This window comes from Mucilaginibacter lappiensis (genome assembly GCF_900155965.1).
Lineage (GTDB): Bacteria > Bacteroidota > Bacteroidia > Sphingobacteriales > Sphingobacteriaceae > Mucilaginibacter > Mucilaginibacter lappiensis.
In genome coordinates, this window is sequence record NZ_FTMG01000003.1 from 16,270 (window position 1) to 36,708 (window position 20,439).

At 41.8% G+C, this 20,439-nt stretch carries 24 protein-coding genes; 12 read left to right on the forward strand and 12 right to left on the reverse strand.

Going from position 1 to position 20,439, the window contains the following annotated elements:
- Positions 1 to 15: 15 nt before the first annotated feature.
- Both BW976_RS07235 and BW976_RS07240 read right to left on the reverse strand, forming a co-directional pair.
- Positions 16 to 213, reverse strand: coding sequence for a hypothetical protein (locus tag BW976_RS07235; RefSeq protein ID WP_076371964.1), 198 nt, complete (start codon positions 211 to 213; stop codon positions 16 to 18).
- Between the two features lie 30 nt (positions 214 to 243).
- Positions 244 to 738, reverse strand: coding sequence for a hypothetical protein (locus BW976_RS07240; protein ID WP_076371966.1), 495 nt, complete (start codon positions 736 to 738; stop codon positions 244 to 246).
- Between the two features lie 283 nt (positions 739 to 1,021).
- Here BW976_RS07240 and BW976_RS07245 point away from each other — a divergent pair, with 283 nt between their 5' ends.
- On the forward strand, positions 1,022 to 1,627 hold the full coding sequence (locus BW976_RS07245) for a helix-turn-helix domain-containing protein (protein WP_076371968.1): 606 nt from the start codon (positions 1,022 to 1,024) through the stop codon (positions 1,625 to 1,627).
- Between the two features lie 101 nt (positions 1,628 to 1,728).
- Here BW976_RS07245 and BW976_RS07250 read toward each other — a convergent pair whose 3' ends face one another.
- Entirely contained in the window at positions 1,729 to 1,917 is a 189-nt protein-coding gene (locus BW976_RS07250) for a hypothetical protein (protein WP_076372763.1), read from the reverse strand.
- 361 nt (positions 1,918 to 2,278) lie between these two features.
- Between BW976_RS07250 and BW976_RS07255 the strand changes: the two genes are divergently transcribed.
- The 5 genes from BW976_RS07255 to BW976_RS07275 all read left to right on the forward strand — a co-directional run bounded on the left by BW976_RS07255 (position 2,279) and on the right by BW976_RS07275 (position 5,893).
- A complete protein-coding gene (locus BW976_RS07255; protein ID WP_076371970.1) occupies positions 2,279 to 3,205 on the forward strand; it encodes a hydroxypyruvate isomerase family protein in 927 nt (308 codons plus the stop codon).
- A gap of 19 nt (positions 3,206 to 3,224) precedes the next feature.
- Positions 3,225 to 4,424, forward strand: a complete 1,200-nt coding sequence (locus BW976_RS07260; RefSeq protein WP_175614063.1) for a M28 family metallopeptidase — start codon at positions 3,225 to 3,227, stop codon at positions 4,422 to 4,424.
- A gap of 3 nt (positions 4,425 to 4,427) precedes the next feature.
- Positions 4,428 to 4,979, forward strand: a complete 552-nt coding sequence (locus tag BW976_RS07265) for a GNAT family N-acetyltransferase (RefSeq protein ID WP_076371972.1) — start codon at positions 4,428 to 4,430, stop codon at positions 4,977 to 4,979.
- Between the two features lie 144 nt (positions 4,980 to 5,123).
- Positions 5,124 to 5,339 carry a hypothetical protein gene (locus BW976_RS07270; RefSeq protein ID WP_076371974.1) on the forward strand — a complete coding sequence of 72 codons (216 nt, stop codon included), beginning with the start codon at positions 5,124 to 5,126 and terminating at the stop codon, positions 5,337 to 5,339.
- Positions 5,340 to 5,599: 260 nt separating this feature from the next.
- The gene (locus tag BW976_RS07275) at positions 5,600 to 5,893 is read left to right on the forward strand and encodes a hypothetical protein (RefSeq protein WP_139332238.1); all 294 of its coding nucleotides are present in this window, start codon (positions 5,600 to 5,602) and stop codon (positions 5,891 to 5,893) included.
- Positions 5,894 to 5,900: 7 nt separating this feature from the next.
- Here BW976_RS07275 and BW976_RS07280 read toward each other — a convergent pair whose 3' ends face one another.
- From BW976_RS07280 to BW976_RS07305, 6 genes are all read right to left on the reverse strand, one after another.
- Positions 5,901 to 6,374, reverse strand: coding sequence for a CYTH domain-containing protein (locus BW976_RS07280; protein WP_076371978.1), 474 nt, complete (start codon positions 6,372 to 6,374; stop codon positions 5,901 to 5,903).
- Between the two features lie 58 nt (positions 6,375 to 6,432).
- Positions 6,433 to 7,017 carry an O-methyltransferase gene (locus tag BW976_RS07285; protein ID WP_076372767.1) on the reverse strand — a complete coding sequence of 195 codons (585 nt, stop codon included), beginning with the start codon at positions 7,015 to 7,017 and terminating at the stop codon, positions 6,433 to 6,435.
- 145 nt (positions 7,018 to 7,162) lie between these two features.
- Positions 7,163 to 8,410 (reverse strand): PA2928 family protein, encoded by a 1,248-nt coding sequence (locus BW976_RS07290; protein WP_076371980.1) that lies wholly within the window; start codon positions 8,408 to 8,410, stop codon positions 7,163 to 7,165.
- Between the two features lie 101 nt (positions 8,411 to 8,511).
- Positions 8,512 to 9,927 carry a serine hydrolase domain-containing protein gene (locus BW976_RS07295; RefSeq protein WP_076371982.1) on the reverse strand — a complete coding sequence of 472 codons (1,416 nt, stop codon included), beginning with the start codon at positions 9,925 to 9,927 and terminating at the stop codon, positions 8,512 to 8,514.
- An 88-nt stretch (positions 9,928 to 10,015) separates the two neighbouring features.
- Entirely contained in the window at positions 10,016 to 10,957 is a 942-nt protein-coding gene (locus BW976_RS07300; RefSeq protein ID WP_076371984.1) for a nitrilase family protein, read from the reverse strand.
- Between the two features lie 80 nt (positions 10,958 to 11,037).
- The gene (locus BW976_RS07305; RefSeq protein WP_076371986.1) at positions 11,038 to 11,835 is read right to left on the reverse strand and encodes a helix-turn-helix domain-containing protein; all 798 of its coding nucleotides are present in this window, start codon (positions 11,833 to 11,835) and stop codon (positions 11,038 to 11,040) included.
- Positions 11,836 to 12,144: 309 nt separating this feature from the next.
- Between BW976_RS07305 and BW976_RS07315 the strand changes: the two genes are divergently transcribed.
- Both BW976_RS07315 and BW976_RS07320 read left to right on the forward strand, forming a co-directional pair.
- Positions 12,145 to 14,865, forward strand: coding sequence for a hypothetical protein (locus BW976_RS07315; protein ID WP_076371990.1), 2,721 nt, complete (start codon positions 12,145 to 12,147; stop codon positions 14,863 to 14,865).
- Between the two features lie 136 nt (positions 14,866 to 15,001).
- Positions 15,002 to 15,406: a DUF1761 domain-containing protein gene (locus BW976_RS07320; protein ID WP_076371992.1), complete on the forward strand. Its 405-nt coding sequence runs from the start codon at positions 15,002 to 15,004 to the stop codon at positions 15,404 to 15,406.
- Positions 15,407 to 15,459: 53 nt separating this feature from the next.
- Here BW976_RS07320 and BW976_RS07325 read toward each other — a convergent pair whose 3' ends face one another.
- The gene (locus BW976_RS07325) at positions 15,460 to 15,891 is read right to left on the reverse strand and encodes a DUF6526 family protein (protein ID WP_076371994.1); all 432 of its coding nucleotides are present in this window, start codon (positions 15,889 to 15,891) and stop codon (positions 15,460 to 15,462) included.
- Positions 15,892 to 16,019: 128 nt separating this feature from the next.
- Here BW976_RS07325 and BW976_RS07330 point away from each other — a divergent pair, with 128 nt between their 5' ends.
- Complete coding sequence (locus BW976_RS07330; protein WP_076371996.1) at positions 16,020 to 16,877, forward strand: aldo/keto reductase; 858 nt, start codon at positions 16,020 to 16,022, stop codon at positions 16,875 to 16,877.
- Between the two features lie 79 nt (positions 16,878 to 16,956).
- Positions 16,957 to 17,370, forward strand: a complete 414-nt coding sequence (locus BW976_RS07335; RefSeq protein WP_076371998.1) for a hypothetical protein — start codon at positions 16,957 to 16,959, stop codon at positions 17,368 to 17,370.
- 154 nt (positions 17,371 to 17,524) lie between these two features.
- Here BW976_RS07335 and BW976_RS07340 read toward each other — a convergent pair whose 3' ends face one another.
- Complete coding sequence (locus BW976_RS07340; RefSeq protein WP_076372000.1) at positions 17,525 to 17,815, reverse strand: YciI family protein; 291 nt, start codon at positions 17,813 to 17,815, stop codon at positions 17,525 to 17,527.
- Between the two features lie 35 nt (positions 17,816 to 17,850).
- A complete protein-coding gene (locus BW976_RS07345) occupies positions 17,851 to 18,291 on the reverse strand; it encodes a VOC family protein (protein ID WP_076372002.1) in 441 nt (146 codons plus the stop codon).
- Between the two features lie 292 nt (positions 18,292 to 18,583).
- On the opposite strand from BW976_RS07345, the gene BW976_RS07350 reads away from it, so the two are divergent.
- Together BW976_RS07350 and BW976_RS07355 are read left to right on the forward strand one after the other, a co-directional pair.
- Positions 18,584 to 19,750, forward strand: a complete 1,167-nt coding sequence (locus BW976_RS07350; RefSeq protein WP_076372004.1) for a galactokinase — start codon at positions 18,584 to 18,586, stop codon at positions 19,748 to 19,750.
- Between the two features lie 59 nt (positions 19,751 to 19,809).
- The gene (locus BW976_RS07355; RefSeq protein WP_076372769.1) at positions 19,810 to 20,340 is read left to right on the forward strand and encodes an RNA methyltransferase; all 531 of its coding nucleotides are present in this window, start codon (positions 19,810 to 19,812) and stop codon (positions 20,338 to 20,340) included.
- The last annotated feature ends 99 nt before the right edge of the window (positions 20,341 to 20,439 follow it).

The window sequence follows — 20,439 nt, forward strand, 5'->3', positions numbered from 1 at the left end:
GAAATACCTGTTCATTTAATTAAAATACGAAAGCGGGATAGTTTTCCACATGCCATTAGCCAGATGACCGATCAATAACTCGTAAATGAGGTAAAGCGGCCAAAATAAATAGTGTATAAGCAGCAATATCAGCGAGTGGTTATAATACCAACTGATCATAAGCGTGTATAAGCCTAATACAAGGTATAGTATACTGGTTTCTCTTTTCTTCATTATTATTTTAAGCTAATGTAGTAATTTGGCTTAATTAGTACAATTTTTCATGCTGTAAATTACACTATAATCGGCACCGGTATTGGTTTGCTCCCGGCCGGTTTTAGTATCATAGCTATAGGGTTTTTGAGCAAGGGCATTTCCCCTCAACTGAAATTCAACATTCATACTATCCTTTGAACCTTCCTGTGTAAACGTCCACACAGCTTTAATGGCGTTACCAGTAAGTTTGCCGGCGATGGTTCCCTTACGGGCATCTTTCTCTTTCGGGAGCCAACTCATTTTCCCGGTTACCTCGTCGCCATTGATAAGCATATTGACCATAGTGGTATCCTGAGCCCGTTTCCCATCGGTATGGTAAAAGCAATATTGCATGTTTACCACAGGTGCATCGGCCTCGTTGGCCAGCATCGTATCCTTTTTACCGCCTGTATCAAGTGTGTCAGTGGTATTGCTATGGTTGCCTGAGCATGAGGCAGCCATCATCCCTGCTACCAGCAGGCATAGTTTTATTTTTATGGCCATTTATAAATATCGATATATGTTATGACAAATTAAATAGCAAAAGGTTCAATATCTTGTTACGATATTTATAACCTGATTTACAACAGGTTAATAAATCGCGCTAATAAACAAGCTTATTATTACACAACAAATAAGCGTGTAAACATAAATGCCGTACACTTGCCGTAACCAAATAAACACGCAGAGGTGGTTTTGGCGCAAATGCCGTATAAATGCCGTAAGCCTGTCGCAAAGAAATAGAAATGGATAAAATACCTTTGCTCTACATCAAATAATTAAACAAATGAAAGAGACCGACCTATCCAAAAGAATTAAAGAATTACGTGTTCGTTTAGGATTAAGCCAGGACGAATTAGCCACCACATCACAATTAAATCTAAGAACGGTACAAAGGGTTGAAAATGGTGAAACTGAACCAAGGGGCGATACCCTGAAACGGTTATCTAATGCATTAAATGTTACGCCGAATGATCTGATAGAATGGACTGAGCAGGAAGACAGAGGTTTTTTAACATTTTTAAACCTATCGGCCTTAGCCTTTTTGGCGTTCCCGTTGTTAGGCATTATTGTACCCCTTGCACTTTATATGCTCAAAAAAGATAAAATTAAAAACATTGATTACACTGGTAAGAGGATACTCAACTTTCAAATATCCTGGTGTTTACTGATATTTCTGAGTTATATCTTATTTATTGGCTCGGTGATCTTTCATTTCAATATCCATATTCCGCAAGTTTCTTTTGCTGGCTTTGGCTTATTGGAACTTATTATGATATCTGTACCCCTGATTTTGTATTTGATTAATACACTTTTGGTGCTAATCAATGCATTCCGAAGCTATAAAGGCATACAAGTAGTTTATAAACCTGCTATACCATTTTTAAGGTAGGTACCTCTATTGGTGGGGGGGATTCTTTAAAAACAAGCACTTTACAATGGTTATGTAGTGTAAACAGTTGGTGCTACACTACATAAGTTGTAAATAGAAATTTATACTTTCTTTTCTGGCGGGGTCGATACGATTTCGCCAAATTCATTAACGTAAGCCATCATGCTTTCCAGGTCGCTGCCGCCGCTATTTTGCTGACGCTCTTGTTTACGCAGTTCTTTTTCTTCTTTCTTTTTCTGCCTGTTTTTTTCGAGCTGTTTTTTCATGAAGGTTGCTTGCGATTTAGCCATATTTATTAAAAATTTAGTTAAACAATTTGCCATTCCCGGTTAAAACCTGTAAAACCCTATCAACTGAACAAAAAGTTCTACATTAAACATGCATGAAGAGGAGGATCATCAATTTAATTTCCGGGCAGCAACGGTATCAGCGGGGATAAAAATGAACCCTGGTCAACAAGGATTGATTAGCGGTGGCTATATGGGAAATAGCAGTAAATTTTCCGTTTGTGGTACAAATATACGATTTTTTAGCAAAAATCACGAATGCACCCTCCCGATAGTTTGAAGGCCTTCCCGTAGCTATAGCATCTCCTAAATCCAAACTCACAACTTTTTTTTATATTGCTGCCTCAAATCCCAATTACCTATTATGAAACGCAGAAACTTTGTACAAAACTCTGTATTGGCAGGTGCATCATTACTCACAACCGGACTTTTAAAAACAGATCCCGCAGCAGCAGAGACCGCTGCCTCCGATACCGGTAAACCTTTTCATTTAAACTACGGCATTCATGATGGTATGTTTAAAAACCTTGCAGGCGATGATTTTATTGATCAGATCAAGTTTGCTTATGATCAGGGGTTCCGCAGTATTGAAGATAATGGTATGGCCCACCGACCGGTTGATCAGCAGAAAAAAATTGGTGATACGCTGGCTAAATTGGGTATGGCTATGGGCGTTTTTGTACAACCCGGTTTAGGTAATGACAACAACCTTTTAGCATCTGGCAAGGCCGAGCATCTCGACAAGTTCATAACCAGCTGTAAAGAAGCAGTTGAAGTTGCCAAACGCATTAATGGTAAACTGGTTACCGTGGTTCCGGGCGATTTTGTGCGCAACCTCCCCATCGGCGTACAAACGGGTAATGTAATTGAAGCCATTAAAAAGGGTACATCCATTATTGAACCTCATGGCCTGGTGATGGTGCTGGAGCCCTTAAGTGATAACCCCGATCTGTTTTTACGCACCCCCGATCAGGCTTACGCTATCTGCAAAGCGGTAGGCAGTCCTTCATGCAAAATTTTATATGATATGTACCATGTACAGCGCAACCAGGGTAATATTATCCCCACGCTTGATTGGGTATATGACGAGATAGGTTATTACCAGATTGGCGATAACCCTGGTCGTAAAGAACCCGGCACGGGCGAGGTTAACTACAAAAACATATTCAAACACATTTATGACAAAGGATATAAAGGCGTACTAGGTATGGAACATGGCACAGCGGGCGCCGGTAAAGAGGGCGAATTGGCCCTGATCAAAGCATACCGCGAAGCTGATAGTTTTATATAGACAACCGTCATCATAAATAATGAATTTCAAAACTCCTAAGCACCTATTGTTAACTGCCGCCTCCTGCTTATTGCTCACCGCCAATTTTGCAAAAGCTCAGGACACGCTGTTTGCCCGCAAAATGGTTGATACTTTAACTTCGCCCTATTTCTGGGGCCGTGGTTATACCAAAGATGGTGTGCATCGTGCAGCCAATTTTTTAGTCGCGCAGTTTAAGGCTTATGGTGTAAAACCCATGGATGGCAAAAATTATATGCAGGAGTTTAGCTACCCGGTTAATACTTTTCCGGGTAAAATGAAGGTGGTGATCAATAATATCGAGCTTAAACCAGGAGTAGATTACATTGTAAGTCCCGACAGCAAAGGCGTAACCGGTACCGGCAAGCTGGAGCAAATTGATAGCACACACTTTGTTGATAAGGAAAACCGGGTAGTTTTATCGCTCGAAGATAAGCTCACCTGGTCTGTGGAGGGTAAAGCGCTTGATTATACACTGATACAGATGGATAAAAAATCGGTAAAACAAACACCATCCACTATTCAGGTTGATATAGAGAACCAACTGATCCCTGATTTTAAAACAGCAAACATCTGCGGTATTGTCAATGGCACTTCAAAGCCCGACTCGATATTGGTTATCACCGCGCATTACGATCATTTGGGCGGCATGGGAAGCAATACTTATTTCCCGGGCGCTAATGACAATGCCAGCGGAATTACCCAATTATTAAGCTTAGCTAAATACTATGGCGCCCATCCGCAGCGCTACAGCATGGCCTTCATTTGTTTTTCGGGCGAAGAAGCCGGACTATTGGGTTCTAAATATTTTACCGATAACCCTTTGATACCTTTAAAAAACATCCGCTTCCTGATCAATTTGGATCTTGATGGCACCGGTATTGAAGGCATTACGGTAGTGAACGCCACCGTTTACCCCAAAGAATTTGCCGCATTAAAACAAATTAACAGCCAGGGTAATTATGTGGTAAAAGTAAACCCGCGCGGAAAGGCCGCCAATAGTGATCATTACTATTTTACAGAAAAAGGGGTTCCTGCTTTTTTCATATACACATTGGGTGGTATCAAGGCCTATCACGATGTTTTTGACATCAGCAAAACTTTACCCCTTACGGAGTATGCCGACTTGTTCAAGCTCATCCTGAAATTTAACAACAGCCTGATGACAAAACAAAAAACTACTATATCATCAGTCAATTAATTTATGCTTAACCTTAATTTTGATCCTTTCCCTGTTCTTACTACCGAACGTTTGATATTGCGAAGGTTCACTTTTGCCGACGCCCCAAAGCTTTTTGAGCTGCGAAAAGACCCGGTCATTATGCAATATATATCCCGGCCACTCTCAAAAACGCTTGATGATGCTATAGATCTGATAAAAGTTATTAACGATTTACTCAAGGGCAATAATGGCATTACCTGGTGTATTACACTTAAAAACGAGCAGGAGTTTGTTGGCAGCATAGGCTTTTGGCGTATAGAAAAAGAGAATTATCGGGCCGAGATTGGATATCTTTTAAACCCGGCCTATCAGGGCAGGGGAATTATGCAGGAAGCCATAGAAACCATCATTAATTACGGTTTTGGGCCCATGAGCCTCCACACTATACAAGCAAACGTGAGTCCTGACAACCTGGCTTCAATAAAATTGCTTCAAAAGAACAACTTTACACAGGAGGCTTATTTTAAGGAAAATTATTTTTTTAATGGGGTATTTGAAGATACACTTGTTTACACGTTATTAACAAAAACTTAAATGTGTTAACAAAATATTTACTTCAGGTATTTTGAATTAAAAAATTTTAATGCATGTTTACAGCATAAAAACCAATTATAGCTAAATGCCGAAACAATTCGGCTAAAATGGGGTTAACAATTATTAAAAACAAAAGAACTTATCATGGCAACAGAAAAAGGAAGCGGCATTACCGCGTATTCAGTAAAAACCAAAACTAAAAATGTACCAATGATCGATCCTGTTATTGACATCAAATCAGGAAGGTACATCGCAACAGGAAAAGATAGCGCAGGTAACAAAATGGCCGCTATCATGGGAAAAGCAACTGCCGAAGAGCATATCAAAAACGGTAACGCCAAAAAAGGCACTGGCTGGTAAATAGCACAATAAAAGCCCCGGTATTAATACCGGGGCTTTTATTTTACACTCCCCCTATTTATCTCTCCCTCTTTGCCTGGCTTTCACAGGCATTATCAAATAATTTTCAAGCTAAATTTATTCTTCAGGTACCGGCTAACCATGTGGTTTTTACGCATTTCGGGTACTTTTACGCAAAAAAAATGGGTGAAAACACCTATTTTCCTTCATTCCTATTTGTTTTAATTTTGCTAAACCTGTTAATTAAAACGAACGAGCCGATGTCTGTACGTATTCTTTGTATAAAAACCGATGCTAAACTGCACAAAAACCCTTATGTAGCTATTGATTCATTAGAGTGGGTAAATGAACGCATCAATGTAAAAGGGGTTACTGAAAGAGCAAAACTTTATGACTGGATAAAGGATGCTGACGGTGAAGCATATATTATTGATGAGTATGGTAATAAAACCACGCTGATCCCCGCCCTTTGCCCGGATGGTAATAAATATGTTAAAACCGTGTTTGACGAATCAAAACCGGATTATTTATTGGCCTTACCGCAGAGCGCTTAATATTTAGTTACTCAGTCCATCTCATAAACGGATTTAACGATAAAGCCGAGTTGTAATATTTTTTGTCACCGGTAACCTCTACAGTGATCCAGGATGGTAATTTAAACGTTTCAGCCTCATCTTCCAGTTCAATTTCTGCTACCAGCAAGCCCTGGTTATCACCTAAAAATTCGTCAACTTCCCACATCTTGCCTTCATAGTTAATACAATAGCGAGTCTTTTCCAGCTCTGATACTGCAAAATTATTCAATAGCTCTACCCCTTCATTAACCGGGATAATATACTCATATTCCAGGCGACTAATACCCTTTGTTTTCCCTTTAATGGTTATATAACCGTGTTCGTCGGTAACACGCACCCGGATAGTTTTAATATCATCACTTAAAATATATCCCTGGCGATAATGTTTACCCGCGGGTTTACTAAGCTGGTGCCATTGTTCGTGATCAACCAGAAATTTGCGTTCAATTTCAATAGCCATATTTTTTTATACCTGGACGGTAAATATAGGAATGAAAAGAATAACTATTAGGATGCCATCACAGCACTTTTCTAACCGCTATCAATATACCGGTAGCCCAGCATTGTTTGGTGAGCACCAGGTCTGTCCGTTGCTCCAGTACTTCCATCAACCGGATAGCTTTTTCATGATGACCATCGGGCCAGTTGGGCTGGGGCAGCATATCATCAATAATATATAAACCACCGGGATTAAGCATGGCTATAGCTTCATCAAGCAACAAATACTTACCATGCCAGGTATCTGCAAAAATATAATCGAACTTTAAATGTTTATTTTGTTCAAACCAGTTGGCGCCATCTGTACAAACCAATTCCAGCCGTTTATCATTACCCAGGAACTGATCGGCTATTTCTAAAAACCGGGCATCATTGTCGATAGAAATAAGAGTAGACGCGGCATCCATACCATCCAGTATCCAGGAGGTTGACAGCCCAGTACCCGTACCCAACTCCAGGAATTTACCCCCCGGCTTTGCAGCGGCAAGTGTTTTCAATAAAGAGCAGGTTAAGGCATCGGACGCCATGGTAAAACCCGATTTGATGGTGGCTTTATCAATATCGGTGTATGCTTTGGGATAGGCTTGTTTTATTTCCTGGTTCATTGGATATTGTTTTAGGTTATGATTGTTTTGTTTACAAGTATAGCTAACAAAAATATTATTTAAAACAATTTGGATATATTTTGTACCAAAAACCAATTTGGTATTTTGAATACATTATCAATCTTTACAGTCAAACCGAAGCATCTTACTTTATCGGATAGGATTGCAAGGCTCCATTAGCTAAGTTAAGGCAAAGCAACTGCTGCATGGGATAATTGAATTTACCCGCGGGTGTACCCATGAAAAATAGCTTATCACCATCAGGCTGTTTGTAAAGAAAGCCGATATCAGCGTAACCTGTGTTGGCCTGCCAGATAACCTTACCATCTGGCAGTATAGCCGTGAGCAATACCGGCGAGGTGTTCTCCATAGATGCTTTGTGCATCACGATCAGTCCCCCGTTATTTAAGCGAATGGGGGCATGAATATTATTATAATTGTTGGCAAATAGCCGATAGGTTTCATTATTAGCCAATGAATCAGTGGACAGCCTATAGCCTTGATGCGGATCGGTTAAAAAACCGCCGTATATATAAACAGCTTCGTTTACTTTTTTCCAATTACCGCTAAGCTTGTCGACAGGATGACTGTATAAGGACCTCCTCACCGACTTTTCCACGCTGCGATGCTGTACTCCTTCTATTAGCTTATTGGCTTGCAACAACTGTACTTCTTTTTCATCCAGCAAAACCAGGCTTTGTTTGCCATCGTCATAAGCCTGTACCATAAGACTATTGTATGAGGGTTGATTAGTCGGCTTAAAGTATTCATCGGAATTGATGATATGGATAATATCCGCTTTTAAGGTAACACCGTTGATGCTATAAAAAAGGCCGTCCGTACCTTTAAACAGCACGGCTTTTAATGAATCACTATAGGCATATTTGATATCACTGCTGTTATAAGATGTTAGTTCTTCTTTACTCATTTTATCCTTAATGGTTTCAAAATGATCATTTTGAGCAACCACCTCCCCTGTTTGTTTGTCAATCACATACAATTCATTCCGTAGAAAAAATAAATATTTAGAAGATTGACCCAACAATGCCGCATGGCCAAAATCCTGGTCGCGATTGTTTTTAGCGTCAAGCAGCACCCGCCACAGCCTTTTACCATTTTCTACATCGATAGCTTCGGCATACCTGTTGTTGTCGATATATGTTTCTGTCGCTCCAGATTCATGAGTTACAACGGTAGCCATTACCGTATGCCCGTTTGCAGTATAAAATAAGGCATCAGGCTGGGCATAAGTGGCGGCCCCAATATTGATGATGCTGATCACACCTAAAATAATACCAATTACAATCAATACGGGTAACAGAAAAAGCAATACGAGTCGCCAGTAATTACGTTGAGATGGTATTGCGCCAGGAGAAAAGTTGTGCTGTTGCATAAGGTAGTTTAATCAAAAACACGATAGCTTTTGATTTGTTTGTTCTACCATCTGTAGGAGTCAGATCCGCATAATGCCATATACGTTATGCGGATCTTTGTTTATTTTTTATTAAATGATGGCAGGATATATTTGCTGATCAGCTCATCAGAGGGCGATTTGGTGTTATAATTGCCGCCGGTTATGGCAACAACCAGGTCCTGATCTGGGAAAACATATATTTTTTGACCACCATTGCCCTGTGCTGCTTTTCCGTAATATCGCACCCCACCGTCGGCATCCAGGTATTTTAACCACCACAGATAGCCATAATCAACGCCCTGTACTACGGAGTGCTTTTGGAACGATGCCGTCACCCAATCGGCAGGGATGATCTGTTTATTATTCCAAACGCCTTTGTTGAAGTATAACAGCCCAAATTTGGCCATATCGCGCGGGTGAAGGTAGATCTGGCAATATTCATTAATGTTTGATCTGTCGGGCTTAAAATTCCATTTGTAGCCGGTAATACCCAAGGGGCCAAAAAGATTCTTTTGACCAAAGGCGGAAAGCGCCATATGAGTAGCTTTTTCAATAATACGCCCAATGGTGATGGGGTTGCCGGAGCAATACCTGCCATCGTTACCTGGTTTATCGATCATCGGCAGATCGAGGGTGAATTTAACCCAGTCGTCTGAGGCATCCATTGCTTCCTCACTGCCTTCCGATTTAGGATTACTCACATCGCAATCCAAACCGCTTTGGTTGGCCAGCATGTTTTCAATGGTGATGGTTTTCTTGATATCGGTATTATTGGCCAGATTATATTCGGGGAAGTAGGATAACACAGTTTCGTTTTTACTCTTGATAAACCCCTGATGTATAGCGATACCGGTAAGCGCAGATACCATACTTTTAGTAGCCGAACGCATTTCCTGCAGGCTATCTTTGGTATATTCATAAAAATACTCCTCAAACACCAGTTTGCCACCTTTTATAATTAAAACACTGTGCACATTGGGATATTTACCTTGCACAATCTTGTTCATCATTTTATCGAGTAGAGCAGTATCCAAGCCAACAGCTGTAGCATCACCGGGTTGCAAACCATCTTTTAGTTTGGCGGGCCTGCCATATTTATACTGATAGGTTTTAACATTAGCCACTAACCTGGGGTACCACATTTGTGGCGGAAAGGTAACATTCCTGGTGATGAGCTTATTGGTATCATTGCCTTTAGTATAACTTATGATTTGATTGGAAGCATTTCTTAAAAAGGTGATCTTATTTTTGCCGATATCCAAAAAAATATCTTTGCCGGAACCTTTTAACGGATATACACTTAACTTAATAATCGCAACCAAACAGGTATCCACCGGCGAGGCTGCGATCTGTAATTTATCCTCCTTGCCGTATTGGTAAACACCTTCATACTCCTTTAATTGCTGATAGGTTATTTTATAGGGTTGCTGTGCAAATGCATGCCTGGCGATTAAGAAAAAAAGGAATATAAATAAGTTGGTTTTCAGGCTTCTCATAGTTCAAGTTTTATATCGGTAACGCAATCTAAATTATTTATGTTACAATGCATCAGGATGATAAAACTAATATCAGCAATATTTAACCTTAAAGCCAAACCACCTTTTGTTCGCTCTGGTGCGCTTTTCTAATAATATCACCATATAATTCTGGCCTTCTGGCTTTGATGTACCGGTAACCGCCGGCCAGGGTTAATTTGTCTGCATGAATATCGGCTATGGTAATTTCATTATCCAACGATCTGCACTCCGCTATCACATCACCATAAGGGTCAACAACCATAGAACAGCCGTTTTTAAGCTGATCATCATCCATACCTATCGGGTTGGAGAAAATAGCGTAAACCGCATTATCATAAGCCCGGGCAGGCAACCATTTCATCAACCAGGCACGCCCTTTAAGTCCGTCAAATTCTTCGCGTAGTTGTTTAGCATTACTTTCTTTATCCTTCCATAATTGGGCATCAACAAAACCTGCACCTGGGCGGGTAGATGGCGTACACATGGTTACATGCGGCATAAAAATAATATCGGCACCCAGCAGTTTGGTGGCCCTTACATTTTCAATAACGTTATTATCATAACAGATCAGAATGCCGCATTTCCAGCCTAAAATATCAAAAACGGTATAGCTGGTGCCTGGCTGTAAATGCGGGTTTATAAACGGGTGCAATTTGCGATGTTTGGCTACCAGGCCATTTTTATCTACACATACCTGGGCCTTAAACAGGTTGTCGTTTTCGTCTTTTTCAAACAGTCCGGCCAGTATAACGATGTCAAATTCACGGGCATAGTCGGTAAGTGCCAACAGGCTTTCTCCCCCGGGAATTACTTCGGCCAGGTTAAGCATTTGTTGTTTATCCAGGTGCCGGGCAAAGGTATATCCGGTAACGGAACACTCATGAAAGGCAATCACATCCGCCCCCTGCTGTGCCGCTTTTTGCGACAGCTGTTTAATAATCGATAAATTATAGGCTTTATCGCCGCTTTTGTTCTCGAATTGAGCTGTAGCTATTTTAAAATTTTTCATATGCTTTGCATTTAATGTACAGCAAAGCTATGACTGGTTAAAGATGTTGCCTTGTAAAAAACCGACAATTATACAAGGGGCTAAACCTGCATAAAATTAATAGCCAGCAGATTATTTATTTTATAGGCTGATGGGGTTATACCAATGTTCTTTTTAAAATAGTTATTGAGGTGTGCCTGATCATAATAACCACTCTCATAAGCCGCATCGGCAATTTTTACATCCTGCGAATGCCTTTGTAAGTTCTTCAAAAAATATTGCAGCTTCACAATGGCTGTAAAACGCTTAGGGCCTATCCCAACAAACTGGTTAAACCGGCGTTCGAGTTGTTTTTCGGTTATGGGTAAAACATGGAGCAATTGAGCTACAGATATATTTCCCTTGCTGTTATCTATCAGTTTTAAAGCCCCGGTAAGTGCGTTGTCGGGGTACGAGCTACCCGCCAGCTTTTTGAACACAAAGTTTTCGATGTGTTCAATTTTGTTTGGGATACCGCTCTCGTTCAAAACCCGGTCCTCCAGATCCTCCGCATTGCTTTTAAAAAGTTCATTTAGTTTAATCAGGCTGTCGTTTAGTTCAACCGAGGCTACGCCTGATAAAGCATACAGGCCATAAGGCTGGAATACAACTACCAATATGTCTAACTTCCCTGTTGATACCAGGTCCTTGTATTGGGTTAGCTGTCCGTAAACAAAACTATTGGGGTGGGCGTATGCCTGATCTGCTCCTTGTTGCATCAGCGGTGTTTTGAAGTAAAAAACCATCCCGGGGTTACCGTCAGAAAACAAACGGTAATTAATTGGCTCGTTGCAATTGCTTTCCAGTATCAAATAGTGTTTGATAATATGAGCAAGATGCGATGATGGGGGTATTTGCATAATAAGCCTGGTAATTAGGCAAAGTTACCAATTTCTGAATAGATAGGCTGCGGATGCTGATTCAGATGTCCTTCTTTCAAAAAAGTAACAATCATGTTATGATGCCTCACACGCAACATATTGCTTATAACTTTCCGTTGATATAGCAAAAAGCTGTAATTTTGAGTGTTAACAGCACCTGAGTTATAAGCCCATCGCATTATTAAAATTTACCGTGATTGTAAAAAAATGTTAAATGACAGGTGCGTCCGGCACGCTACAACCCTAAATGTTTATATTAGCCCCTGTTAGCCGCTTTATATTATATTAATGATATCTAGAAAAATTTTACTCATAATTTCATTGTTATTCTCTTTTGGTTTTGCAGCTTCGGCGCAACAGGATAGCATACCTTTAAACACACTTATTCAAAAAACTGCCAAATTTCAAAGCAGTTACCCCATTGAAAAAGTTTATCTGCATTTAGATAAGCCTTATTATGCCGTGGGCGATACCATTTGGTTTAAAGCCTATGTAACTGTTGAAAAGCACCAGCCATCGGGTTTAAGCGGTGTGGTTTATGTTGATGTGATCAACAGCCAGGATTCTGTCATGGAAAACCTGCGTTTACCTGTAAAAAATGGCTTTGCCAATGGTAACATTACCCTTACCAGCGAAACCTATAAACAGGGACCTTACCGCATCAGGGCCTATACCAACTGGATGCGCAATTTTGATGCTGACTATTTTTACGATCATACCATTAACGTGGGTAATGCTATTGATAACCAGGTAAATACTTTTATCAGCTATAAAAGTTCGGCAAAAAAAGGTACAGTAAAAGTTGATGCGGACATTCTTTATAAAGACCCCACCAACGCTCCCTATGCCAACAAAAAAGTAAGCTGGCAATTGGTACGCAATGGCGATGCTATAACCAAAGGGAGTGGCCGTACAGACGATAAGGGCCATTTACTGGTAGATATACCCGAAAACGAATCTGCTACCATCACATCCAGTTCATTGGTAACCGCCATTGATATGGGCGAACGTAAATCGGTAACCAATTCATTTTCGTTAAGAGGCGCAGTAACTGCTTATGATGTACAGTTTTTTCCCGAAAGCGGACAGCTTACCAATGGTATACGTTCAAAAATCGCCTTTAAAGCAATCAATTCCAAAGGATTAGGAACTGATGTAAAAGGAACGGTAACTGATGACCAGGGTACCGTTATGGCATCTTTTACCTCTGCGCATCTGGGCATGGGGGTATTTGTTTTGACCCCCGAAAGTGGAAAAACCTATACCGCTAATGTTATCTTTGCTAATGGTTCTACAAGTACTTATAAGCTTCCGCGGGTACAGGCTATGGGCATCAATTTAGCCGTATTTAGTCCCGATGCTGATAATCTTACCGTTAAAATATCAGCTAACGAATTGTTTTTACAGCGCAAACAAAACAAAAGTTTTTACCTGGTGGGACAAAGCGGAGGGGTTATTTATTATGCAGCTCAAACCGTACTACAAAATGCCGCCTATACAGCCAATATTCCGAAAAACAAATTCCCAACCGGTATTGTGCAATTTACCCTGTTCTCGTCTGGGGGGTATGCTTTATGCGAGCGTATAGCTTTTGTACAGCATAATGACCAGCTAAACCTGGCATTAAGGCCCGATAAGCCATCTTACACCACCCGGCAAAATGTAAGGATTGCTGTATCGGCAAAAAACAGCACCGCTCCTGTTGAAGGTAGTTTTTCTGTAGCCGTACTTGATGATACCAGCGTACCTACCAACGAAGATTCAGAATCGACTATATTAAGTAACCTGCTGCTTACATCAGATCTGAAAGGATACATAGAAAAACCCAATTATTATTTCAACAAACCCGATCAGGAAAAACAGGACAACCTGGATATCCTGATGCTTACACAAGGCTATCGCCGTTTCTCGTACGAGGATATACTGGCAGATAAAAACCCTCCTATTTTCATTGCACCCGAACAGGGGATTGAAGTATCCGGTATATTAAGAACTACTACTGGACTACCGGTAGGCAAAGGCAGCATTCGTTTGCTGATACCTGATCGTAACTTTTCGGCAGAAACAGTAACCGATCTATCGGGTAATTTCAAGTTCAGTAACGTGGTGGTAATGGATACCTCTAAAATAACCCTGAGCGCCCGTAACAACGTGAACGGTAAAAACATGGTGATCAGTGTAAATGGTGAATTGTACCAGAAATTAACCAGGAACCCTAATCAGCCCGACGAAATTGTAAACATCGACAGCGCCATGCGCCCGTACCTGGATAACAGCCGCAGGCAATATCAAAACTCCCGCGTGTTGAAAGAGGTAGTGGTTAAATCAACCAAATTCGAGAAAAAACCAAGCCATAATGATTTTGGCACATTTGCCGGGTTACCCGGGCAAGCCGACCATGAAATATCGGGTGATCAGTTAAAAGATTGCCCCCTGCTGATCAACTGTTTGAGCACTATGGCTTTTGGTTTAACTTATGTAGATAATAACTTTTATATCACCCGCGATTATAATGCCGGTAAAAAAGTGCCGGTGCAAATATATGTAGGCAGTATGCCCGTTGATGTGAACTTTTTAACAAGTATGACAGGCGCCGAAGTGGCATCGGTTGAGATATTTTTAAAGGATGGTGTAAGTGGTCTTAATCGCATGAATCAAACAAACGGCGTTTTGATCATCAACAAAAAGGTGATCAAAAAGGAAAAAATAACCCTGGCCCAGTTACAGGCGCTTATCCCCAAACAAAACGTGGTTAATTTCGCCATACAGGGTTATCGTAAATCCAAAGAGTTTTACATGCCTAAGTATGATGTTACTAAACAAGGCGCACTTGGGGTCGATCTGCGTAACACTATTTACTGGAACCCTAAAGTGATAACCGATAAAAACGGTGTAGCCTCATTCAGCTTTTTTAACAGCGACGCCCGCGGAACGTACCGTGTAATTATAGAAGGCCTGGATGCCGAAGGCGACCTTGGCCGACAGGTGATGCACATCCAGGTGAAGTAATTTCTTGGAGTAAGGATTTTGGGAGCAAGGAACAAAGACCGGGGACAGAGTATTCTGTCGGTTCTTACTCCAATAATCCTTACTCCCAAAATCCAAAACATTTTGTTAATTTTATGATACACATAAACTTATCATTATGGACTTTTCACACATCAACTGGCTGGCCGTGGTAGCTGCCGGCGTTTCGGCATTTTTAGTTGGCGGTATCTGGTACTCTCCTTTATTATTCGCCAAACCGTGGATGGCTGATAACAAGCTTAATCCCGACGAATTAAAGGCCTCCAATAAGGGTCGAATTTTTGGCTTTTCATTTTTCTTTTCCATCATTATGGCGGTTAACCTGGGGATGTTCCTGGCTGATGCCAAAACCGACATATCCTGGGGTGCCACGGCAGGTTCTCTGGCTGGCGTATGGACATTTAGTGCCATCGCGATACAGGGCCTGTTTGAGCTAAAAAGCTGGCGCCTGATATTTATAAACGGAGGCTACAGCCTGGTGTCATTAACCCTGATGGGGACTATTATAGGCTGGTGGAGGTAAATATGGGGAAATGCTAAAGTCTAAAGTTTAAAGTTTAAATTCTAACTTTTAACCTACACCCGATGATGATCTGCACGCCAGTTTTTGATAGCTTGTTTAATTTCACTGGCCGACAGATTTTCTGCTATCACTCTTTCCATTAAAGGGATCAATTCGGCATCCGGCGCGAAACGCAGGGCGGCTATCTGCGCTATGGTAAGCCGGCTATCCAGTGGCTTGCGGGTAAGTATAAAATAACGCAGCCCCTCTTCGGCACGTATGGCCCTGTCTTGTGCCTTTAGCGGAAAAATGCGTACAAACAAGCCCATCAGTAAACAGCAGCCAAAAAGCAGCATAATGAGCAAGGCGCTCATCAAATTTGCCGTATGCCATTGCATCACCACATTAACCGCAGAAACTATCAATCCCAAAATGAGCATAGCGCCCAGCAAATAATGAAAGCCTGCAACATTGCGTTTATGGTTGGCGAAGTTTTGTACGGTCATGGCTTGTTTTTGGGCGAAAGATACTGCTAAATTGTTACCCCTGCATACGCCATTATTACAATCGGGTTATAATATTTTTAAACAATGCAAGCATATTTGAGTTGATTTTAATAACAACAACTTATACTATGGCAAACACTTTTGAAAAAACGTTCACATTAGGTGGCGACTATACCATAAATCGCCTGGGCTACGGTGCCATGCGCATTACCGGCCAGGGCATTTGGGGGCCACCAAAAGATAAGGATGAATGCATCCGTGTTCTCAAACGCGCTGTTGAGCTGGGCGTAAACTTTATTGATACTGCCGACAGCTATGGCCCCAATGTTTCCGAAGAACTGATAGCCGAAGCGCTTGCACCATACCCTGCCGGGCTTATCATCGGCACCAAGGGTGGTTTCCTGCGTACAGGCCCTAACCAGTGGAATATTGACTCATCCCCAGCTCACTTACAGGAAGCCCTGGAAGGTAGCTTAAAACGTCTGAAACAGGATCGTATCGACCTGTATCAGCTCCACAGGATAGATCCTAACGTACCGGCCGAAAAAACATTTGAGTTTTTACAAAAAGCACAACAGCAGGGTAAGATCAAACACATTGGCCTGTCGGAAGTAAGCGTAGACGAGATCAAACATGCACAGCAGTTTTTTGAGGTGGTATCGGTACAAAACATGTACAGTGTGGATAACCGCAAATGGGAAGCCGAGCTGCAATACACCCGCGAGCAAAACATCGCCTTTATACCCTGGTATCCACTAGGAGGCGGTAATGTAAAAGGCGAGCAGATATTACAGGGCGTAGCCGATAAATATAGCGTTACCATACATCAGGTGGCCCTGAGCTGGTTGCTGCACCACTCGCCTAATATCCTGCTTATTCCGGGTACATCATCTGTGGAACACCTGGAAGAGAACATGAAAACAGCCGACATCAAACTGGACGATGCCGATCTGCTGATCCTCGAAGGTCTAAAAGATGCAAAATAAATCGCCCCTAAACCGGGTAAAATTAAAGGGATGCCATAAAACACGGGCATCCTTTTAATTTTGTATCATCATTAAATACATGAAGAGCAAAGAAGAGATCCTAAACAGCTATAACACCACCGGCAACGATGGTTTACCCGAAATATCAGCTCCCGACCTGCTAAAGGCTATGGAGACTTACAAAGAACTATGGGCCGAGGCTGCCTTCAACGCGGCCCGCCAAATGAAGGACAGTGTATATGAGTTTACCACCTATGCGGATTATGTAAGTCATTCCTTGCAGGAGGCCTGCCAGCAGCAGAAAAGCCGCGATGAATTTAGCGAAGCCATTACCATGGTTGCCAATAGCATACTACCCCACTTTATACCTCATGCCCGCTCGGTGAAAGAGTTTTCGTTCAACTTTGACATGGAGGGAAAAACTTATACCGCCTTTTATAAAAAAGATGCAGAGGGATATTGGCAATTAGATAATTGGAACGCCCTCAATTAATATCCAGACAGACCAAACAGGCTTCATTTTTCTCTACGCGTCATTGCTGTAAGGAGGTGCGACGAAGCAATCTCGTAGCTGTTCTCATCGATAGACATCTGAGGAGATTGCCACGCTTCGCTCAATGACATGGTTTTAATTCTTCGTTCTGTCCTTAAACCACCGCCACCTTAAACGGCTTCACATCAACCGACTCCCATACTTTTTGAGTAATGTAAGGTTCGTTTTGTTTCCAGGCTTCCAGGGCTTCATCAGTTTCAAACTGCATGATCATGACCGAACCCATCATATTGCCCTCATCATTGAGTACGGCTCCGCCTATCAGGAAATTACTACTTTCTTTGAGTTCTTTAAGATTATCTAAATGATGCGGGCGTACATCCATGCGACGCTGCAAGGCGCCTTCATCTGTATAATCATAGCCCGTAACCAGGTATTGTTTCATATTACAATTATTGAATTAGTGAATTAGTAATTTTTTTATTGATGCTTATCGGGGTCAAAGGTGATCTTCCAATGGATCCCGAATTTGTCGGCCAGCATCCCGTAATGCGTGCTCCAAAAAGTTTCACCAATGGGCATCGTAGCCTCCCCTCCTGCAGCAAGTTCATTATATATGCGATAAGCTTCGGCCTGATTGGCAGTACTGATGTAGAGATAAAAATTATTGGCAGCCTCAGGTGTTAATCCCTGATACGCTTCTATACTATCACAACCCATAATAACCGTATTTGGGGCAATCTGTAAAGAAGCATGCATAATTTTTTCATCAGCCGAAAGCGGGAATAATTTTTTATCGGTTTGCGGCACATCTTTATAGCGCCCCATAAACAGGATATCGCCGCCAAAAACAGCTTTGTAGAAATTAAAAGCGTCTTCGCAATTATCTTTAAAAACCAGGTAAGGGTTTAGCGTTGTCATCTTTTTTTGATTTTTATATCGTTACAGCAGCGGGTCATTTAAAAAATTACAAGTCCCACAAAAAAATTACACGAATAATCCATTCCGGTATACTACTTTCGGCTGATACTTATCCAACAGGCAATAGGCTATTCTGTTTGCCTCAACTGCTGTAAAACGATATATTTAAACCTCCTGCCCGATCAGACCGGTATCTGAAAAAATTAAAAAATTCTATTTTAAATAAACTTTATAAATGTAAATTTGACAATTTTTACAATATTTGTTTTTTCCAAACAACTAACCTGAAATAATGAAGAATACTTTGCAGCAGGAATTTACTAAATTATATCATAAAGAGGCCGACGCCACCTATTTTTCTCCCGGTCGCGTAAACCTTATCGGCGAACATATCGACTACAACGGCGGCCTGGTTATGCCATGCGCCATTACTTTTGGCACTTACCTGTTAATATCGCCTAATGAAGATGGCGTTTTTCGTTTCAGGAGCTTAAACTTTACCGATCAGGGCGATATCCCTGTTCAACAACGTTATGAAAAAACGGGCGACGAATGGTTCAACTTCCCTATCGGTATAATAGATCATTTTGGTAAGGATGGGCACCAGTTAAAAGGTCTGGATATGCTTTTTTATGGCGATATCCCTATCGGCTCTGGTTTGTCGTCATCAGCCTCTATCGAGGTGGTTACGGCTTACACCCTCAATGATATTTTCAATTGCGGTTACAGCAAACTCGACCTGGTGAAACTGTCGAAATCTGTCGAAAATAACTTTATCGGCGTAAACAGTGGTATTATGGATCAGTTTGCCGTTGCCTTTGGCGAAAAAAACAAGGCCCTGATGCTGAACTGCGATACGCTGGATTACCAGGCGGTTGACAGTAACCTGGGTGAGCACGTGCTGGCCATTATCAACACCAATAAACCCCGTAAACTGGCCGAATCTAAATATAACGAACGCGTGCAGGAATGCCAGGAAGCCTTGAAAGCCCTGCAACGGGAACTGAAAATCAATTACCTGTGCGACATTAATGCCGATACATTCAAAAAATATCAGCACCTGATCACTAATCCGGTGGTACTGAACCGCGCTAAACATGTTGTTGAAGAGAACGACCGTGTAAAGTTGGCCGCTGTTGCACTGGCCGCTAATAACTTACAGGAATTTGGCCGGTTGATGTATGCCTCGCACGATTCACTGCGCGATTTGTACGAAGTAAGTGGTGCCGAACTGGATGCCGTGGCCGAATACAGCAAAACCAACCCTAACGTAGCTGGTGCCCGCATGACAGGTGCAGGTTTTGGCGGTTGTGCCATAGCTTTGGTTAAGGCTGATGCATTTGATAATTACAGTGCCGAAATAACTGAATATTACACCCAAAAAATTGGCTATGCCCCATCCGTTTATAGTTCGCTGATTGGTAACGGTGTAGGATTGCTGAATCTGTTGGTTAATTAATACTTTTGCGCTATTGAAAAGTCCATGGTTTTTAGTCCATGGACCATGGACTAAAAACTATGCGCAAATTAAAATTAGATGAGCTGAAACGAGCTTCGGTTGATGAATTTAAGGCACAGGATAAACTGCCTGTAGCGGTGGTGCTTGACAATGTGCGCAGCATGCACAACATTGGCTCTATTTTCCGCACTTCGGATGGTTTCGCGGTTGAGCAGATCTGTCTTTGCGGCATTACCGCTCAGCCCCCACATCGCGAAATCGAAAAAACCGCTCTCGGTGCCACACAATCCGTTAACTGGACCTATTACGAAACCCCGCTGCAAGCCGTTGAACAGCTGCGCAAGGCTGGTTACCGCATTATAGCTGTTGAACAAGCCGAAAACAGCACCATGCTTAACGAGTTTACCCCGCTCGACAATGAAAAATACGCCCTCATCTTTGGTAACGAAGTAAACGGCGTAAGCGACGAGGTAATGCAACACATCGATGCCTGTATCGAAATACCCCAGTTCGGCACTAAACACTCTTTTAACATCGTAGTATCAGCAGGGATAGTGCTTTGGGATTTTTTTGCCAAAATGGCGATGTAAGGTTATTATTTTATGGCCGTTCAATTCCCTCCCGTGGGAGGGGTGCGATGGATAAAGCGTAAAGGCAGGGAGGGGTTTAGCCCGCGTTAAAACCCCTTC

Coding starts and splice junctions, on each gene's coding strand:
- BW976_RS07235 (WP_076371964.1), bottom strand. CDS start 213: ATGAAGAAAAGAGAAACCAGTATACTATACCTTGTATTAGGCTTATAC.
- BW976_RS07240 (WP_076371966.1), bottom strand. CDS start 738: ATGGCCATAAAAATAAAACTATGCCTGCTGGTAGCAGGGATGATGGCT.
- BW976_RS07245 (WP_076371968.1), top strand. CDS start 1,022: ATGAAAGAGACCGACCTATCCAAAAGAATTAAAGAATTACGTGTTCGT.
- BW976_RS07250 (WP_076372763.1), bottom strand. CDS start 1,917: ATGGCTAAATCGCAAGCAACCTTCATGAAAAAACAGCTCGAAAAAAAC.
- BW976_RS07255 (WP_076371970.1), top strand. CDS start 2,279: ATGAAACGCAGAAACTTTGTACAAAACTCTGTATTGGCAGGTGCATCA.
- BW976_RS07260 (WP_175614063.1), top strand. CDS start 3,225: ATGAATTTCAAAACTCCTAAGCACCTATTGTTAACTGCCGCCTCCTGC.
- BW976_RS07265 (WP_076371972.1), top strand. CDS start 4,428: ATGCTTAACCTTAATTTTGATCCTTTCCCTGTTCTTACTACCGAACGT.
- BW976_RS07270 (WP_076371974.1), top strand. CDS start 5,124: ATGGCAACAGAAAAAGGAAGCGGCATTACCGCGTATTCAGTAAAAACC.
- BW976_RS07275 (WP_139332238.1), top strand. CDS start 5,600: ATGTCTGTACGTATTCTTTGTATAAAAACCGATGCTAAACTGCACAAA.
- BW976_RS07280 (WP_076371978.1), bottom strand. CDS start 6,374: ATGGCTATTGAAATTGAACGCAAATTTCTGGTTGATCACGAACAATGG.
- BW976_RS07285 (WP_076372767.1), bottom strand. CDS start 7,017: ATGAACCAGGAAATAAAACAAGCCTATCCCAAAGCATACACCGATATT.
- BW976_RS07290 (WP_076371980.1), bottom strand. CDS start 8,410: ATGCAACAGCACAACTTTTCTCCTGGCGCAATACCATCTCAACGTAAT.
- BW976_RS07295 (WP_076371982.1), bottom strand. CDS start 9,927: ATGAGAAGCCTGAAAACCAACTTATTTATATTCCTTTTTTTCTTAATC.
- BW976_RS07300 (WP_076371984.1), bottom strand. CDS start 10,957: ATGAAAAATTTTAAAATAGCTACAGCTCAATTCGAGAACAAAAGCGGC.
- BW976_RS07305 (WP_076371986.1), bottom strand. CDS start 11,835: ATGCAAATACCCCCATCATCGCATCTTGCTCATATTATCAAACACTAT.
- BW976_RS07315 (WP_076371990.1), top strand. CDS start 12,145: ATGATATCTAGAAAAATTTTACTCATAATTTCATTGTTATTCTCTTTT.
- BW976_RS07320 (WP_076371992.1), top strand. CDS start 15,002: ATGGACTTTTCACACATCAACTGGCTGGCCGTGGTAGCTGCCGGCGTT.
- BW976_RS07325 (WP_076371994.1), bottom strand. CDS start 15,891: ATGACCGTACAAAACTTCGCCAACCATAAACGCAATGTTGCAGGCTTT.
- BW976_RS07330 (WP_076371996.1), top strand. CDS start 16,020: ATGGCAAACACTTTTGAAAAAACGTTCACATTAGGTGGCGACTATACC.
- BW976_RS07335 (WP_076371998.1), top strand. CDS start 16,957: ATGAAGAGCAAAGAAGAGATCCTAAACAGCTATAACACCACCGGCAAC.
- BW976_RS07340 (WP_076372000.1), bottom strand. CDS start 17,815: ATGAAACAATACCTGGTTACGGGCTATGATTATACAGATGAAGGCGCC.
- BW976_RS07345 (WP_076372002.1), bottom strand. CDS start 18,291: ATGACAACGCTAAACCCTTACCTGGTTTTTAAAGATAATTGCGAAGAC.
- BW976_RS07350 (WP_076372004.1), top strand. CDS start 18,584: ATGAAGAATACTTTGCAGCAGGAATTTACTAAATTATATCATAAAGAG.
- BW976_RS07355 (WP_076372769.1), top strand. CDS start 19,810: ATGCGCAAATTAAAATTAGATGAGCTGAAACGAGCTTCGGTTGATGAA.